The 16,020-nt window shown below is 74.5% G+C and carries 14 protein-coding genes; all 14 read right to left on the bottom strand.

From position 1 onward, the window contains the following. Positions 1 to 51: 51 nt before the first annotated feature. Positions 52 to 327, bottom strand: a complete 276-nt coding sequence (locus tag VFJ21_05620; protein ID HET7406602.1) for a YggT family protein — start codon at positions 325 to 327, stop codon at positions 52 to 54. Positions 328 to 346: 19 nt separating this feature from the next. After that, on the bottom strand, positions 347 to 880 hold the full coding sequence (locus VFJ21_05615; protein ID HET7406601.1) for a cell division protein SepF: 534 nt from the start codon (positions 878 to 880) through the stop codon (positions 347 to 349). A gap of 44 nt (positions 881 to 924) precedes the next feature. Further along, a complete protein-coding gene (locus VFJ21_05610; protein HET7406600.1) occupies positions 925 to 1,617 on the bottom strand; it encodes a YggS family pyridoxal phosphate-dependent enzyme in 693 nt (230 codons plus the stop codon). Further along, positions 1,614 to 2,342, bottom strand: a complete 729-nt coding sequence (gene pgeF, locus VFJ21_05605; protein HET7406599.1) for a peptidoglycan editing factor PgeF — start codon at positions 2,340 to 2,342, stop codon at positions 1,614 to 1,616. Before pgeF ends, VFJ21_05610 begins: the two co-directional genes overlap by 4 nt. Before the next feature lie 11 nt (positions 2,343 to 2,353). After that, a complete protein-coding gene (ftsZ, locus tag VFJ21_05600) occupies positions 2,354 to 3,553 on the bottom strand; it encodes a cell division protein FtsZ (GenBank protein HET7406598.1) in 1,200 nt (399 codons plus the stop codon). 298 nt (positions 3,554 to 3,851) lie between these two features. After that, positions 3,852 to 4,529, bottom strand: a complete 678-nt coding sequence (locus tag VFJ21_05595; GenBank protein HET7406597.1) for an FtsQ-type POTRA domain-containing protein — start codon at positions 4,527 to 4,529, stop codon at positions 3,852 to 3,854. An 80-nt stretch (positions 4,530 to 4,609) separates the two neighbouring features. After that, complete coding sequence (gene murC, locus VFJ21_05590; GenBank protein ID HET7406596.1) at positions 4,610 to 6,046, bottom strand: UDP-N-acetylmuramate--L-alanine ligase; 1,437 nt, start codon at positions 6,044 to 6,046, stop codon at positions 4,610 to 4,612. After that, a complete protein-coding gene (murG, locus tag VFJ21_05585; GenBank protein HET7406595.1) occupies positions 6,043 to 7,158 on the bottom strand; it encodes an undecaprenyldiphospho-muramoylpentapeptide beta-N-acetylglucosaminyltransferase in 1,116 nt (371 codons plus the stop codon). The genes murC and murG overlap by 4 nt, the downstream gene beginning before the upstream one ends. Before the next feature lie 5 nt (positions 7,159 to 7,163). Next, the gene (gene ftsW, locus VFJ21_05580) at positions 7,164 to 8,399 is read right to left on the bottom strand and encodes a putative lipid II flippase FtsW (GenBank protein ID HET7406594.1); all 1,236 of its coding nucleotides are present in this window, start codon (positions 8,397 to 8,399) and stop codon (positions 7,164 to 7,166) included. After that, positions 8,396 to 9,826, bottom strand: coding sequence for a UDP-N-acetylmuramoyl-L-alanine--D-glutamate ligase (murD, locus tag VFJ21_05575; protein HET7406593.1), 1,431 nt, complete (start codon positions 9,824 to 9,826; stop codon positions 8,396 to 8,398). The genes ftsW and murD overlap by 4 nt, the downstream gene beginning before the upstream one ends. Then, a complete protein-coding gene (mraY, locus tag VFJ21_05570; protein HET7406592.1) occupies positions 9,823 to 10,899 on the bottom strand; it encodes a phospho-N-acetylmuramoyl-pentapeptide-transferase in 1,077 nt (358 codons plus the stop codon). Before mraY ends, murD begins: the two co-directional genes overlap by 4 nt. Beyond that, on the bottom strand, positions 10,896 to 12,290 hold the full coding sequence (gene murF, locus VFJ21_05565) for a UDP-N-acetylmuramoyl-tripeptide--D-alanyl-D-alanine ligase (protein ID HET7406591.1): 1,395 nt from the start codon (positions 12,288 to 12,290) through the stop codon (positions 10,896 to 10,898). Before murF ends, mraY begins: the two co-directional genes overlap by 4 nt. Then, positions 12,287 to 13,843 carry a UDP-N-acetylmuramoyl-L-alanyl-D-glutamate--2,6-diaminopimelate ligase gene (locus tag VFJ21_05560; protein ID HET7406590.1) on the bottom strand — a complete coding sequence of 519 codons (1,557 nt, stop codon included), beginning with the start codon at positions 13,841 to 13,843 and terminating at the stop codon, positions 12,287 to 12,289. Before VFJ21_05560 ends, murF begins: the two co-directional genes overlap by 4 nt. A 23-nt stretch (positions 13,844 to 13,866) precedes the next feature. After that, positions 13,867 to 15,540 carry a penicillin-binding protein 2 gene (locus VFJ21_05555; protein ID HET7406589.1) on the bottom strand — a complete coding sequence of 558 codons (1,674 nt, stop codon included), beginning with the start codon at positions 15,538 to 15,540 and terminating at the stop codon, positions 13,867 to 13,869. Positions 15,541 to 16,020 lie beyond the last annotated feature (480 nt).

The following is a 16,020-nucleotide window of genomic DNA, read 5'->3' as shown; positions in this document are numbered from 1 at the left end:
CCTCGTTCTCGGAAGGGTGGGGAGACGACGGGATCGGGCGCGCGGCGCGGGTCATGGGATCACCGACAGCAGGATGATCACGATCAGCAGCAGCACGGTGAAGGCGATGTCGATGCCGAACGACCCGAGCCGCAGCGGCGGGATCGCCCGGCGCAGCAGCCGGTAGGGCGGGTCGGTGACCGTGTAGGCGACCTCGAGCGCCATCGCCATGAACCCCCGCGGCCGGTAGTCGCGGGCGAAGACGAAGACCCACTCCATGACCAGCCGGAAGAGCAGGAACACGAGGAACAGGCCGAGGGCCGCTCGCACGGCCGTGTAGACGATCATCTCGTGGCTCCCCCCAGCACTAGCTCTGGTTGAAGAAGCCACCTTCGGCGATGCGGGACTTGTCCTCGGCGGTGATCTCGACGTTGGCGGGCGTCAGCAGGAAGACCTTGTTGGTCACCCGCTCGATGCTGCCGCGCAACCCGAAGATCAGCCCCGCCGCGAAGTCGACCAACCGCTTGGCGTCGGTGTCGTCCATCTCGGTGAGATTCATGATCACCGGGGTGCCTTCGCGGAAGTGCTCGCCGATCGTCCGCGCCTCGTTGTAGGTGCGGGGGTGCAGGGTCGTGATGCGGTAGATGTCGGCCGGCTCAGCGGCCGGCCCCCGGGCCTGCGGCGGGCTGTAACGCACCGCGCCCGACGGGGCCTCCGGCCGCGCGCTGACCCGGGTCTGGTCGGCCGCCGGGTGCCTCAGCACAGGTGCCTCCCGCTCCTCGTAGGCCTCGCCGTAGCCGCTGTCGTAGCCCTCGTAGCCGTAGTCGTAGTCCTGCCCGGCGTGCTCCTCGTCCTCGACGAGACCGAGGTAGACCGCCATCTTGCGCATCGCGCCGGCCATCGTCGTCCGTCCTCCGCCAGGTCGTGGATTTCTGCGCGCTGACACTACCGGACCTGACGCCCCCGATCCCCGAGCAACGCCGTACCGACACGTACGTGTGTCGCGCCGGCGGCGATCGCCGCTTCCAGGTCGCCGCTCATGCCGGCGGAGACGATCGCGGCGCCCGGGTGCTGCCGGCGTACGCCGGAGGCCACCTCGGCCAGCCGCGCGAACGCCCGGCGCGGGTCGGCGCCGAGCGGGGCCACCGCCATGACGCCCCGCAGCTCGAGACCCGGCGCCGCGGCCACCGCGTCGGCGAGCGACGGAACGTCAGCCGCGCGGGCGCCGCCCCGATCCGGGTCGTCGTCGAGCGCGACCTGCACGAGGCAGCCGAGCCGGTGTCCCGCCGACACGGCGGCGGACAGTGACGCGACCAGGCGCGGTCGGTCGACGGAGTGCACGAGGTGGGCGTAGCCCGCGACCGATCGGCACTTGTTGGTCTGCAGCTGCCCGACGAAGTGCCAACGCAGCGGGAGGTCGGCGAGCTCGTGTGCCTTCGGCGCGGCCTCCTGGTCGCGGTTCTCGCCGACGTCGAGCACGCCGAGGTCGGCGAGCAGCCGGACGTCCGCGGCCGGGAACGTCTTGGTGACCGCGACGATCGTCACCTCTGCGGGGTCGCGACCCGCGGCCGCACAGGCCTCGGCGACCCGCTGCCGGACGCGGGCGAGGTTGGCGGCGATGGCCTCGCGCCTGGTCACGGCTGCAACCACACGACGCCGGCGAACCGGCCGGTGCGCGGCCCGTCGCGGCGGTGCGAGTAGAGCCGCGGCGACTCGGCCGTGCACGCGGGGCTGACCGCCCACGCGCGCAGGCCGCACTGCGCGAGCTGGCCGGCCAGGCCGGCCCGGATGTCGAGGGCGGACCGGCCGTCGGGCGTCGTGGCTGCGGAACCGGGGGCGGCCGTCTCGACCTCGTCGCGCATCTGCGCCGGGACCTCGTAGTGGGCGGCGCAGATGCCGGGGCCGAGCAGCGCGTCGATGCGTTCGGGCCGTGCCCCCAGATCGGTCATGGCGGCGACGGCGGCCGGCAGGACGCCGGCGGCCAGGCCCTTGCGACCGGCGTGCACGGCGGCGACCACGCCGGCGTTGCGGTCCCAGAGCAGGACCGGCGTGCAGTCGGCCACGAGCACGGCGAGGGCGAGCCCGCGATGTCGGGTGACCAGCGCGTCGGCGACCGGTGGTGTGGCCGGGACGCGGTCGACGACGTCGACGTCGGCCCCGTGCACCTGCTGCATCGTGACGACGGGGAGCGGCCGGGCGTCGAGAGCGACGGCGAGGAGCCGCCGGTTCGCGGCGACCGCGGCCGGGTCGTCGCCGACGTGGTCGGCGAGGTTGAACCCGTCGTACGGCGGGGTGCTGGTGCCGCCGTGCCGGTCGGTGACCGCCGCGCCGACACCGTCGCGGATCTCCCGGTGGGCGAACACGCCCCAGGGTCCTACTTCAGGAAGTCGGGGACGTCGAGGTCGTCGTTGTCGTCGAAGACGATCGTGCGACGCGGCCGCTCGGGGGCGGGGGCGGGCCGACGCGCCGGCTCCTCCGCCACGGCCGGCTCGGGAGCCGCGGGAGCAGCGGCCGGCGCGGCAGCCGGCTCCTGGCCTCCGCGCTCGGCGGCGGCGAGATCGACCGTGCGCCGCTGCTCGTCGGTGACCTGCGGCCGGCGTGACGACGTCTCGCGGCGGGCCTTCGGCATGCCGCCGTCGAAGCCGGCGGCGATCACCGTCACGCGCACCTCGTCGCCGAGGGCGTCGTCGATGACCGCGCCGAAGATGATGTTGGCGTCGGGGTGGGCCGAGTCGGCGACCAGCTGCGCCGCCTCGTTGATCTCGAAGAGGCCGAGGTCGGAGCCGCCGGAGACGTTCATGAGGACGCCGTGGGCGCCCTCGATGCTGGCCTCGAGCAGCGGGCTGGCGATCGCCATCTCGGCGGCGACGACCGCGCGGTCCTCTCCGCGCGCCGAACCGATGCCCATCAGTGCCGAGCCGGCGTTGGTCAGCACGGACTTCACGTCGGCGAAGTCGAGGTTGATGAGGCCGGGCGTCGTGATGAGGTCGGTGATGCCCTGGACGCCGGAGAGCAGCACCTGGTCGGCGCTGCGGAAGGCGTCGAGCACGCTGACCTGGCGGTCGCTGATCGACAGCAGCCGGTCGTTGGGGATGACGATGAGGGTGTCGACCTCGTCGCGCAGCTCCTCGATGCCGGTGTCGGCCTGCCCGGCGCGCCGGCGGCCCTCGAACGAGAAGGGCCGGGTGACGACGCCGATGGTGAGCGCGCCGAGCGACTTGGCCATGTTGGCGACGACCGGCGCGCCGCCGGTGCCCGTGCCGCCGCCCTCGCCGGCGGTCACGAAGACCATGTCGGCGCCCTTGAGCACCTCCTCGATCTCCTCGCGGTGGTCCTCGGAGGCCTTGCGGCCGATCGCCGGGTCCGCGCCCGCGCCCAGACCCCGGGTCAGCTCGCGACCGATGTCGAGCTTCACGTCGGCGTCGCTCATCAGCAGCGCCTGGGCATCGGTGTTGACGGCGATGAACTCGACGCCCTTGAGACCGGCTTCGATCATCCGGTTGACGGCGTTGACGCCACCTCCCCCGATGCCGACGACCTTGATGACCGCGAGGTAGTTCTGCGGAGCTGCCACGTGCGCGGGCCTTCCCTGGCTGGTAGGCCGGTAACGCCCGGGCGCGCGCGTCACCGGAGTGGACGGTGTGGGGAAGTCTGCCGCAGGCGCCGGCGACTCGGGGAAGCAGCCACCGGCCCAGCGGGTGGGTGCGGACGGCGGTGGTGCGCCGCCGCTCGCAACCCTCACCCTCAACTAGACGCTTATAGTTATGTCAAGCTGAAGGCTGCAGCGGACAGTAGGCGCGCACCGAGGACGGGTCAAGCCGGTGCGCCGATTCTCGCGTGCGTGTCGCGAAAATGCGCTCGGTCGGGTCACGTCAGCGGGTGACCGCGACGCCCGGCGTGCTGACGTCGTAGACCGTCGGCCGGTGTCCCCCGGGCGGCACCGGCGCGGCGAGCAGGGCGGCCAGCACCGCCGCCTTGCGGGCACCGTGGCTGTCGTCCCCCCAGACCACCTGCACCCCGCCGGCCAGCTGCAGGGTGATGCCGGCGGGCGAGGGCGCGTTGACGGCCACGACGTCACGGCGTACGCCGTCGGGCAGGGTCGCCAGGACCCGCACGGCCGCCCGGACCGCGGCAGCTCCCTCCCCCGGCACCGGCGCGGCGGTGCGCACCGGGGTGAGCAGCAGCGGGCGGGGCGTGACGGTGGCGAAGGCCGTGCCGGTGCGATCGACCAGCCGGTCGGGACCACCGCCGGGGGGCACCAGCACCGCGACCGGCTGCCGCTCGGTCACCTCGATGCGCAGCGTGGACGGCCAGGACCGCAGCACCTGCACGGATGCCACGGGTCCGAGGCGCGCGATGCGCCGTTCGACCGCCCGGGTGTCCACCGTGATCATCGGCTCGTCGCGGTGGACGTCCGCGACAGCCCTGACCTCCCGCGCGGTGAGCCGCGAGACCCCGTCGACGGTGATGTGGCGCACCGCGAGCAGCCCCGACCAGAGCAGGACCCAGGCACCGAGCGCGGCGACGGTGACGACGGTGGCGCCGAGCACGAGACGGCGACGGCGGCGGTGATCGGCGCGTGTGCTGAAGCGCCGGGCGGCGGGGACGATCACGGGACGGGCGCCGGGGCTCAGGGCCGCCCCCCGTCGGCGGCCCGCCGGGCCAGCACGTCGAGAACCTCCGGGCCGATCATCGTCACGTCGCCCGCGCCCAGGGTCAGCAGCAGGTCGCCGGGCGCGGCCCGGTCGGCCAGCCGCTCGGCGACCGCCGACCAGGACGGCTCGTAGCAGACGCGCTCCGCGGGCAACGGCACGGCGGCGGCGACGATCGCGCCGGTCACCCCGGGCACTGGGTCCTCGCGGGCGGCGTAGACGTCCATGACCACGACCTCGTCGGCCAGGCCGAGCGCCTCCCCCAGCTCGGCGGCGAAGGCCTGGGTGCGGCTGTAGAGGTGCGGCTGGAAGGCGACGACCACGCGGCCGGCGCCGGCCACCTCGCGGGCGGCCCGCAGGTCCGCGGCGATCTCGGTCGGGTGGTGCGCGTAGCTGTCGTAGACCCGCACGCCGTCGCGCTCGCCCTTCGGCTCGAACCTGCGCCGGGCGCCGCGGAACCCGCCGAGGCCCTGCCGGATGGGCTCGAACGGCACCCCCAGCTCGAGCGCCGCGGTGATCGCGGCGCCGGCGTCGAGGGCGTAGTGCCGCCCGGGTACGACGAGGGTGACCGCGCCGAGGCGCCGTCCCGAGGCGACCAGCTCGAACGTGGAGCCGCCGTCGACCGCTTGCACGTCGACCAGCCGGACGTCGGCGTCGGCGTCGATGCCGTAGGTCACCGGCCGCAACCCGCGCTCGCGCGCGACGTCGACCAGCCGGGCGGCGCCGGGGTCGTCGGCGCAGGCGACCAGGACCCCGTCGGCCGCGACGCGCCCGACGAAGTCGCTGAAGGCGCGGGCGTAGGCGTCGGGGTCGCCGTAGTGGTCGAGGTGGTCGGCCTCGACGTTGGTGACGACCGCGAGGTGCGGCGCGAGCATGAGGAACGACCCGTCGCTCTCGTCGGCCTCGGCGACGAAGATCTCGCCGGTGCCGTGGTGGGCGTTGGAGCCGGGTTCGTTCAGGTCACCGCCGATCGCGTAGGACGGGTCGGCGCCGGCCTGCTGCAGGACCACCGTCAGCATCGACGTCGTCGTCGTCTTGCCGTGGGTGCCGGCGACGGCGACCGCTTGCCGCCCCGCCATCACGGCGGCCAGGGCCGCCGCGCGCGGCAGCACCCGCAGACCGCGCTCGTGCGCGCCGACGAGCTCGGGATTGCCGGCCCGGATCGCGCTGGAGACGACGACGGTGTCGGCGTCGCCGAGGTGCGCGACGTCGTGGCCGACGTGCACGGTCGCGCCCAGCGCGCGCAGCGCGGTCAGCGCCCGGGAGTCCTTCGCGTCGCTGCCGGACACGGGCAGGCCGCGGCCGAGCAGGATGCGGGCGATGCCGCTCATGCCGGCACCGCCGATGCCGATGAGGTGCACGCGGCCGAGCTCCTCGGCCGCCGGCACGACCGGAGCGGCGTCGGCGGCGGTCACGGGGTCGCCGTCCCCTCGGCACGGCGCGCGGCCGTTGCCGCTGCGCGACGAACGAGGTCGGCGAGCAGCCGGTCGGCGTCGCGCCGGCCGAAGCCGGCGGCGGCTCGCCCCATTGCCGCGAGCCGATCGGGGTCGTCCAGCAGCGGCAGCAGCTGCGCCTCGAGCGACGCGGGGGTGAGCGCCGCGTCGTCGACGAGCAGCCCCCCGCCGCCGCGCACGACGGGTTCGGCGTTGAGCCGCTGCTCGCCGTTGCCGACCGGCAGCGGGACGAAGATCGCTGGGAGGCCGAGCGCGGTCACCTCGCTCACCGTGTTGGCGCCGGCGCGGCAGACCACGACGTCGGCCACGGCGTAGGCGAGCTCCATCCGGTCGAGGTACTCCCGTACGACGTAGGGCGTGGCCACGGACTCCGGGGGCGGGGCGGCCACGGTCTTGCCGGTGCCGCACAGGTGTAGCACCTGGACGCCGCGGCTCGCGAGGGACGGCGCCAGGGCGGGCAGCACCTCGTTGAGGTGCTGCGCCCCGAGGGAGCCACCCATGACGACCAGAGTCCGGCGAGCGGGGTCGAGTCCGAGCGAGGCGCCGGCGCTGGGGCGCAGGGCCTGCCGGTCGAGGGCGAGGATCTCCGGGCGCAGCGGAAGCCCGGTGCGCACGGCGTGCGGCAACGGGGTGTCGGGGAACGTCACCGCGACCCACCGGGTGAGGCGCGCACCGAGCCGGTTGGCGAAGCCGGGGCGGCTGTTCTGCTCGTGCACGACGATGGGGACCCGGGCGCGCCGGGCGGCGAGGTAGGCCGGAGCGGCGACGTAGCCGCCGAACCCCACGACGACGTCGGCATCGACGCGGTCGATCGCGGCGCGAGCGGCGCGCACGGCGGCGCGCAGCCGGCCGGGCAGCCGCAGCACATCGACCGACGGCCGGCGCGGCAGCGGCACCCGCGGGATCTCGTGCAGCTCGTAGCCCCGGCCCGGCACCAGCCGGGCCTCGAGTCCGCTGGCGGTGCCCAGGGCCAGCACCCGGGTCGCCGGGTCGTCAGCGGTCAGCCGGTCGGCCAGCGCCAGCAACGGCGACACGTGCCCGGCGCTACCACCGCCGGCCAGCAGGACGCGCACGCCGGCTACCGCCGAGACCGGCGCCGCAGCAGCCCGGGCCGCGCGGCCAGCGCCTCGGCCGCACCGGGCTCGGCGCGGGCGAACGACGCCAGCATGCCGATCGCGAACAGCGTGGGCACCATCGCCGAGCCGCCGAACGACACCATCGGCAGCGGGATGCCGGTGACGGGCAGCACGCCCACGACGTAGCCGATGTTGACGATCGCCTGGCTGAGCAGCCACGCGGTGACGGCCGCCGCCGCGAGCTGGCTGAACCGGTCGGTGGCCCGCCGGGCGATCCGCAGGCCGCCGTAGCCGAGCAGGCCGAACAGGAGGAGGACGACGAACGCGCCGATGAGCCCTAGCTCCTCGCCGATGATCGCGAAGATGTAGTCGGTGTACTGGTTGGGCAGGTAGGCCCACTTCTCCCGGCTGGCGCCCAGGCCGAGCCCCCACCAGCCGCCGGAGGCGAGGGCGTAGATGCCCTGCACCGCTTGGTAGCCGGCGCCGAGTGGGTCGGCGAACGGGTTGGTGAACGACGTGAGACGGGCCAGCCGGTAGGGCTCGGCGACCGCGAGCACGCCGAGCGCGCCGCCCAGCCCGCCGAACGTGAAGCCGAAGATGCGCGCCGGGGCGCCGACGACCCAGAGCAGCGCGAGCATCACGGTCATCAGCACGATCGTCGTGCCCATGTCGGGCTCGAGCATGAGCAGCCCGCCGAGGAGCAGGCTGACGGGCACCAGGGGCATCACCAGGTGGCGCCAGTCGTCGAGCAGCTTCTCCTTGCGCGCCAGCAGGTCCGCGCCCCACAGGACGAGCGCCAGCTTGGCCGGCTCGCTGGGCTGGATCTGGATGCCGGCCGGCAGGTCGATCCAGCGTCGCGCGCCGTTGACGGTCACCCCGATGTGCGGCACCAGCACGGCCATCAGCCCGACGATGCTGATGATCATGAGGGGGTAGCCGAGGGCGCGGTAGAAGCGCACCGGCATCCGCGCCGCGAACACCATGATCGGCAGCCCGATCGCGACCCACATCGCCTGCTTGGCGACGATCGAGAACGACGAGCCGCTCGACGCGTAGGACTGCACGCTCGACGCCGACAGGACCATGATCAGGCCGAGCGCCACGAGCAGCGAGGCGCTGCCGACGACGAGGTAGTAGGAGGTCAGCGGCCGGTCGAGCCAGCCGCCCTGCGCCCGCGCACCGGCCTCCCGGGCGCGGGCCCGCCGTGCGGCGGCGGGGGTGTCTGCGACCGCCGTCACGGCACCCGGTCCTCGGCAACCTCACGGGCGGCTGCCGCGAACTGCGCGCCGCGGTCGGCGTAGTCGACGAACATGTCCATGCTCGCCGCGGCCGGCGCCATCAGCACGGTGTCGCCCGGCGTGGCCAGGCCCGCCGCCGTCCGCACCGCCGTCCGCATGGCCCCAGTCTCCGTCGCGGCGACCTCGACGACCGGCACATCGGGCGCGTGTCGCGCCAGTGCCGAGGCGAGCTGCGGCCTGTCCCGGCCGATCAGCACCACGGCGCGCAGCCGGCGCGCGTGGGCGGCGACGAGCTCGTCGACCGCCGCGCCCTTGAGCAGGCCGCCGGCGATCCAGACGACGCGGTCGTAGGCCGACAGGCTGGCGGCCGCTGCGTGCGGGTTGGTCGCCTTCGAGTCGTCGACGTACGCCACCCCGCCGGCCGTCGCGACGAGCTGGTTGCGGTGCTCCCCGGGGCGGAACACCCGCAGCCCCTCGCGGACCGCGGCCGGCGGCACCTCGAAGTCGGACCGCAGCGACAGCAGCCGGGCCAGCCCCGCGGCCGCGAGTGCGTTGGCGAGGTTGTGCGGCCCCGGCAGCGCGATGTCGTCGACGGCGGCGAGCTGATGGCCGCTGGTCGTGCGGTCGACGAGGACGCCGTCCTCGATGCAGAAGTCGGCCCGCCTGGTGATCGAGAAGCCGTGCGCGCAGCGGTCGTCACCGCGAGGCGGCAGCAGCGCCTCGGTGGCCGGGTCGTCGGCGTTGAACAGCTGCTCGCGGCTGCCGCGGTAGATCCGCGACTTGGCCGCGGCGTAGGCGTCGAGCGACCCGTGCCAGTCGAGGTGGTCGGGTGCCAGGTTGAGCACGACCGCGGAGTCGAACGACAGCTGCGACGACCAGTGCAGCTGGAAGCTCGACATCTCGACGGCGATGACGTCGTAGGCCGGATCCGCGAGCACCGCGTCGACGAGCGGCGCCCCCACGTTGCCGGCCGCGGTGGTCCGGTAACCCGCCGCCTGCAGGATCGAGGCGAGCATGCCGACGGTCGTCGTCTTGCCGTTGGTGCCGGTGACGCCCAGCCACTCGGTCCTGCGCGCGTCGGGCGTCCGCGGAGGTTCCGGCCGCAGCCGCCAGGCCAGCTCCGGCTCGCCGACGACCTCGATCCCGCGGTCGAGCGCGGCGCGCAGCAGCGGGGCGTCCGGCCGCCAGCCGGGCGAGGTAACGACGAGCTCGACCCCGTCGGGCAGGTCAGCGGTCGCCCCCTTGCCCAGTCGCACGCTCGCACCGAGACGTTCGAGCGCCGCGGCCGCCTCCTGCTCGCGGGGGCCGTCGCGCTCGTCGACGACGGTCACCCGCGCGCTGCCCTCGGCCAGGGCCCGCGCCGCGGCCGCGCCGGAGACGGCGATCCCGGCGACGCAGATCGCGCGGCCGGCGTAGGACTCGGTCATCGCAGCGGGCCGGCCGACAGGAACTCCGCGTAGAAGACGCCCAGGCCGAACGCCACCGCCAACCCGGCGATGATCCAGAACCGCACGATGACGGTGTTCTCGTTCCACCCGGCGAGCTCGAAGTGGTGGTGGATCGGGGCCATGTTGAACACCCGACGCTTCACGCCCTTGAACGCCGCGACCTGGATCATCACCGACAGCGTCTCGATGACGAACAGCCCGCCGAGGATGACCAGCAGCAGCTCGGTGCGGGTGGTCATGGCCAGCCCGGCGAGCGTGCCGCCCAGGGCCAGCGACCCGGTGTCGCCCATGAAGATGCGCGCCGGCGAGGCGTTCCACCACAGGAACCCGAAGCAGGCGCCCATGGCCGCCGCGGCAACCAGCGCGAGGTCGAGTGGATCGCGCACGAGGTAGCAGTTGCCGGCGTGCTGGCCCACCCGGGCGCACTCGTTGCCGAACTGCCAGAAGGCGATGATCACGTAGGCGCCGAAGACCATCACCGCGGCTCCGCTGGCCAGGCCGTCGAGGCCGTCGGTGAGGTTCACGCCGTTGGAGGCTGCCGCGACCATGAAGAACGACCACACGACGAACCCGGCCGCGCCGAACGTGATGGCGTGGTAGTCGCGGACGAACGACAGGTGTTCCGAGGCCGGCGCGAGCCCCTCCGGGTCGGCGAACTGCAGGGCGAGCACGCCGAAGGTCACCGCGACGATCGCCTGGCCGAGGAACTTGGCCTTGCTGTTGAGGCCGAGGCTGCGCTGCTTGCTGATCTTGATGAAGTCGTCGACGAATCCGACGATGCCGAGGCCGGTCATGAGGAACAGCACGAGCAGCCCGGAGGCGGTCGGGCCGCGCCAGAACGCCGCGTGCGCGACGAAGTAGCCGGTCAGCGTCGCCAGGATGATGACCGTGCCACCCATGGTCGGGGTGCCCCGCTTGGTGTGGTGGCTCGTCGGCCCGTCGTCGCGGATCAGCTGCCCGTAGCCGCGGGCCCGGAAGATCCGGATGGCGACCGGGGTGAACAGCAGCGACACGACCAGCGACGTCAGGCTGGCCAGCAGGACGTTCCTCACGAGGCGGCCTCCCGTGCGCCGTCGTCGGCGTCGGCGAGTAGGGCGGCGGCGATGCGTTCGAGACCGGCGGCCCGCGACGCCTTGACCAGCACGACGTCGCCGGGCCGCAGCTCCCGGCGGAGCAGGCGAACGGCGGCCGCGACGTCGTCGACGAGGACGGCAGCAGGCCCGGCACCGGTGCGAATGCCGGCGGCTTCCTGGCCCACCGCAACCACCCGGTCGACACCGGCGCGAGCGGCGTGGTCACCGACGGCGCGGTGCGCCTCGGCCGCGGCCTCGCCGAGCTCGGCCATCAGCCCGAGCACCGCCCAGCTGCGCCGCGACTCGCCGGCGATCGCCACGAGCGCATCGACCGCCGCCCGCGCCGACTCCGGGTTGGCGTTGTAGGCGTCGTTGATCACGGTGACGCCGTCGGGGCGGTCGCTGACCTCCATGCGCCACCGGCTCGCGGGTCGCGCCGCGCTCAGCGCCTGGGCAACGTCACCGAGGGGCATCCCGCAGCGCCGCGCCACCGCGGCGGTGGCGAGGGCGTTGGCGACCATGTGCCGGCCGGACAGCTGCAGCGCGACGTCGGCCGAGTCGCCGTCGACGTGGAGCCGGAACCGGGGGCGGGCGAGAGCATCGAGCTCGACGGCGTCGGCGCGGACGTCGGCGGTCGCCGCCTCCCCGAACGTCGTGACCGGCGCCCGCGTGCGCGTCGCCATGCCGGCGACCAGCGGGTCGTCGGCGGACAGGACGGCGACGCCGTCGGCGGGCAGCGCCTCGACCAGCTCGCCCTTGGCCTCGGCGATCGCCTCGCGGCTGCCGAACTCGCCGAGGTGGGCGCTGCCGACGTTGAGGACCGCTGCCACCCGAGGCGGGGCGATGCCGGTGAGGTAGCGGATGTGGCCGACGCCGCGGGCGCTGTACTCGAGCACGAGGTGTCGCGTGGTCTCGTCGGCGCGCAGAACGGTGAGCGGTAGGCCGATCTCGTTGTTGAACGACCCGGGCGGGGCGATCACCGGCCCGAGGCGGCCGAGCACCTGGGCGACCAGGTCCTTGGTGGTGGTCTTGCCGGCCGAGCCGGTGATCCCGACGACGGTGAGGTCGGGCAGGCGGTCGAGCAGGGCGCGGGCGAGCGAGCCCAGCGCGGCGGTGACGTCGGCCACGACGACGGTCGGCGCGCCCTCGACGGCCCGGGTGCCGAGGACCGCGACCGCGCCGGCGTCGACGGCCGCCGCGGCGAAGTCGTGGCCGTCGGCGTGCTCACCGGCGTAGGCCGCGAAGAGCCCGCCCGGCGTCACCTCGCGGGAGTCGACGGTGACCGGCGCGGTCACCGTGCGGTCCGCGGCCGCCCCGGCCAGCCGCCCGTCGACGAGAGTCGCGAGCTCTCCCAGCGTCAGCCGGATCACGAAGGGGCTCCCGCCCCCGTGAGCAGGTCACGCAGCACCGCGCGGTCGTCGAAGGGAAGCGTGCGGTCGGCGTACTCCTGGCCCTGCTCGTGTCCCTTGCCCGCCACGACGACCGTGTCGCCGGCCCGCGCGGCTCGCACCGCGACGGCGATGGCCTCGCGCCGGTCGGCGACCTCCACGACCTCGCCGCGCACGTCCGGCGGCACGCCACGGGCCCCGGCGAGCACGGCGGCGCGGACCGCGGCGGGGTCCTCGGAGCGCGGGTTGTCGTCGGTGACGACGAGCAGGTCCGCGGCCCGGGCGGCGACCTCGCCCATGAGCGAGCGCTTGGACCGGTCGCGGTCCCCGCCGCACCCGAGCACCGCGATCAGCCGGGCCGGCGGCGCCGGGCGAAGAGCCGCGAGCAGGCTCGCGACGGCGTCGGGGGTGTGCGCGTAGTCGACGACGGCGAGGAAGTCCTGACCGGAGCGCACGCGTTCCATCCGGCCCGGCACCGTCGTGCACTCCGCCACGCCGCGTGCCGCGGCGGCCGGGTCGAGCCCGGCGGTGGCCAGCGCGGCGATCGCGAGCAGCGCGTTGTCGACGTTGAACCGCCCGGGCAGCCGCACCAGCGCCTCGATCTCGACTCCGTCGGGGCCACTCAGGTGGAAGCCCGTCGCCCCGGTCGGTCTCGGCTCGACCGCGCTCGCCCGCCAGTCGGCGGCGGGGTCGCCCGAGGGCGAGACGGTGACGATCGGGACGCCGGCCTCCCGGACCAGCCGCGCGCCGTGGGCGTCGTCGACGTTGACCACTCCTCGCCGCGCCCGGTGGCTGGTGAACAGCGACGCCTTCGCGGCGAAGTAGTCGGCCATGTCGGCGTGGAAGTCGAGGTGGTCCTGGGAGAAGTTCGTGAAGCCGGCGACGTCGAAGACCGTCCCGTCGACGCGGCCCATCGCCAGGGCGATGCTCGACACCTCCATCGCGACCGCGTCGACGCCGCGCTCACGCATCACCGCGAACAGCGACTGCAGGTCCGTGGCCTCGGGCGTGGTGTGCGCGCTCGGCAGCACCTCGTCGCCGATGCGGGTCTCGATCGTGCCGATGAGACCCGTGCGCCGGCCGGCCGCGCGCAGCCCGGCCTCCAGCAGGTAGGCAGTGGTCGTCTTGCCGTTGGTGCCGGTGACGCCGACGAGCAGCAGGTCACGCGCGGGCTCCCCGTAGACCCAGGCGGCCGCAGTCCCGAGCACCGCGCGCGGCAGGTCGACCGCCAGCACCGCGAGCCCCGCGGCCCGGCAATCCTCGGCGCCGGCGGGGTCGGTCAGCGCGGCGACGGCACCGGCCGAGGCGGCCGCCGGCGCGAACTGCGCGCCGTGGGCGTGCGACCCCGGCAGCGCGGCGTAGAGGTCGCCGGGACGGACCGCGCGGGAGTCGTGCGTGATGCCGGTGACCTCGACGTCGTCGAGCCCGTCATCAACCGCGACGACCCGCTCGCCGAGCAGCCCGACGAGCTGCGCGAGGGGCCGCCGGAGCACCCGCTGCGGGCGCGGCGGCGACGGCGGAGGGGGCGCTGGCACGGTGGCTCAGGCTAGCGCTCTCGCTACCACGTCAACTTGGCCGTGGGAGGCGTGGTGCCGGTCGGCGGGATGCGCAGCGATTGCAGCGCGAAGGCCATGACGTCGTGGAAAACCGGCGCGGCGACCTCGCCGCCGAAGTGGCCTTTGACCGGCTTCTGCAGCACCACCTCGACGACCAGCTGGGGATCGTCGGCGGGCGCGAAGCCGACGAATGTGGCGGTGTAGCCGGAGTAGCCGCCGTGCCCGTCGGCGCGGTTGGCGGTGCCGGTCTTGCCCGCGACGCGGTAGCCGGCGATCCGCGCGGCCGGCGCGGTGCCCTGGTCGGAGGTGACCGCCTCGAGCATGTCGCGGATCTCCTGCGCCGTCTGCGGGCTGACCACCCGCACCGGTTTGGGCAGTGGGCGGGCGGTGAAGTGGCCGGAGGGGTCGGTGGTGCCGTCGATGATCGTGGGCTCCATGCGGATGCCGCCGTCGGCGATCGTCGAGTAGACGCTGGCCACCTGCAGAGCGGTCACGGAGATGCCCTGGCCGAACGCCACGGTCGGCAGCGTGGTCGACCACCACTTGTTGACCGGCGGCAGGATGCCCGCGCTCTCGCCGGGCAGCCCGATGCCGGTCCTGGCACCGAAGCCGAAGTTGCGCAGGGCGTCGTACAGGCCCGTCTCACCGAGCCGCTGGGCGACCTGGATCGTGCCGATGTTGCTGGACTGGGCGAGGATGCCGGCGGTCGTGAGGTGCTCGGTGCCGTGGTTCTCCGCGTCGTGGAAGACGTGGTTGGCGACCGTGTAGGTGTTGGGCACGACGAACGGCGTGGTCGGGGTGACCAGGCCGCGCTCGATGGCCGCGGCCATCGTGATGACCTTGTTGACGCTGCCGGGCTCGTAGGGGTCGCTGACCGCCGGGTTGCCGAGCGCCTCCGGGGGCGAGTCACCCGGATGGTTGGGGTCGAATGTCGGCGCGGTGGCGAGGGCGAGGACCCGGCCGGTCTTGGGCTGCATCACGATGACCGTGCCGGACATCGCGCCGGTCTTCTGCACCTGCGCGGCGATGGCCTGCTGCGCCTGCCACTGGATGTCGCGGTCGAGGGTCAGCCGCAGCGACTCCCCCGGCACCGGCGGCTGGTCGACGTGCTGGCCGTCGGGGATCGGCTCCCCGTCGCGGCCGGTCTCGAACGTCCGCTTGCCGTTGGTGCCCGACAGCGACTTGTCGAAGGTGTACTCGAGCCCACCGAGGCCGGTGCCGTCGGTGCCAACGAACCCGAGCACGTTGGCGGCCAGCGCCCCGTCGGGGTAGGACCGCTTCGTGGTCGGCAACGTGCCGAGACCCGCCAGGCCGAGGTCCATCACCTTCGTGCCGACCCGCGGGCTGGCGCCGCGCTGCAGGTAGACGAACGGAGTGTTCTTGGTGCTGAGCTTGCGGACCAGGTCGTCCTGGCTCATGCCGAGGATCGGTGCGAGCTTGGCCGCCGCCGCCTCCGGGTCGACGACCTCGCGCGGGTCGGCGTAAATGTCGCGCGCGTCGACGGTGATCGCGAGCGGGTAGCCGTCGCGGTCGGTGATCGTGCCCCGGGGCGCGGTGAGGGTGACCGTGCGCATCCGCTGCTTCTCGGCCATCTTCGCGTAGGTGCCGCCGTCGAGCCCCTGCAGCTGGATCAGCCGGCCGGCGATCACCAGCAGCCCCACGGCGACCGCCGCCATCGCCAGCCGGAGCCGGCGCTGGGAGGACCCGAGCCTCAGCCGGCGGCGTGGCGCAGGTCGCGGCGGCGCGGGGCGGCGGGGCGGCGGGGTACGCCGGCCGCCACCCGCCGCCTGGCGCGGCGGGGCGCCCGCGGGCCGGGCACGGTAGGCCGGCCGGTGAGTGCCGGCTCGAGGCCCGGCACCGTGCGGGCCGGGCACGCGGGAACCGGTGCCGGGAGGCGACGTACGGGGCACCGGTCCAGGGTGCCGTCGCGGCGCCCCGATGTCCGGGTGCCGCGCCGTCACTCGCCAGGTCTCCCGCGCCCGTCGGCTCACCGGTGCCTCTTCTGCCGCCGTGTGGGGGTCAAACGATCTCCAATCACCCCCACACCGCGGCAGTAGTGCCGGCGGGTGAGAGCTGCGGGAACGGCCGCGCGGCTACGGATGCGTCGGAGCGGCTCAACGCCGCGCGGCTACGGATGCGTCGGAGCGGCCCAGCGC

It is taken from the genome of Mycobacteriales bacterium (genome assembly GCA_035690485.1).
In the GTDB taxonomy this organism is placed as follows: Bacteria; Actinomycetota; Actinomycetes; order JAFAQI01; family DASSKL01; genus DASSKL01.
This window is presented reverse-complemented; position numbering and strand designations above follow the sequence as displayed.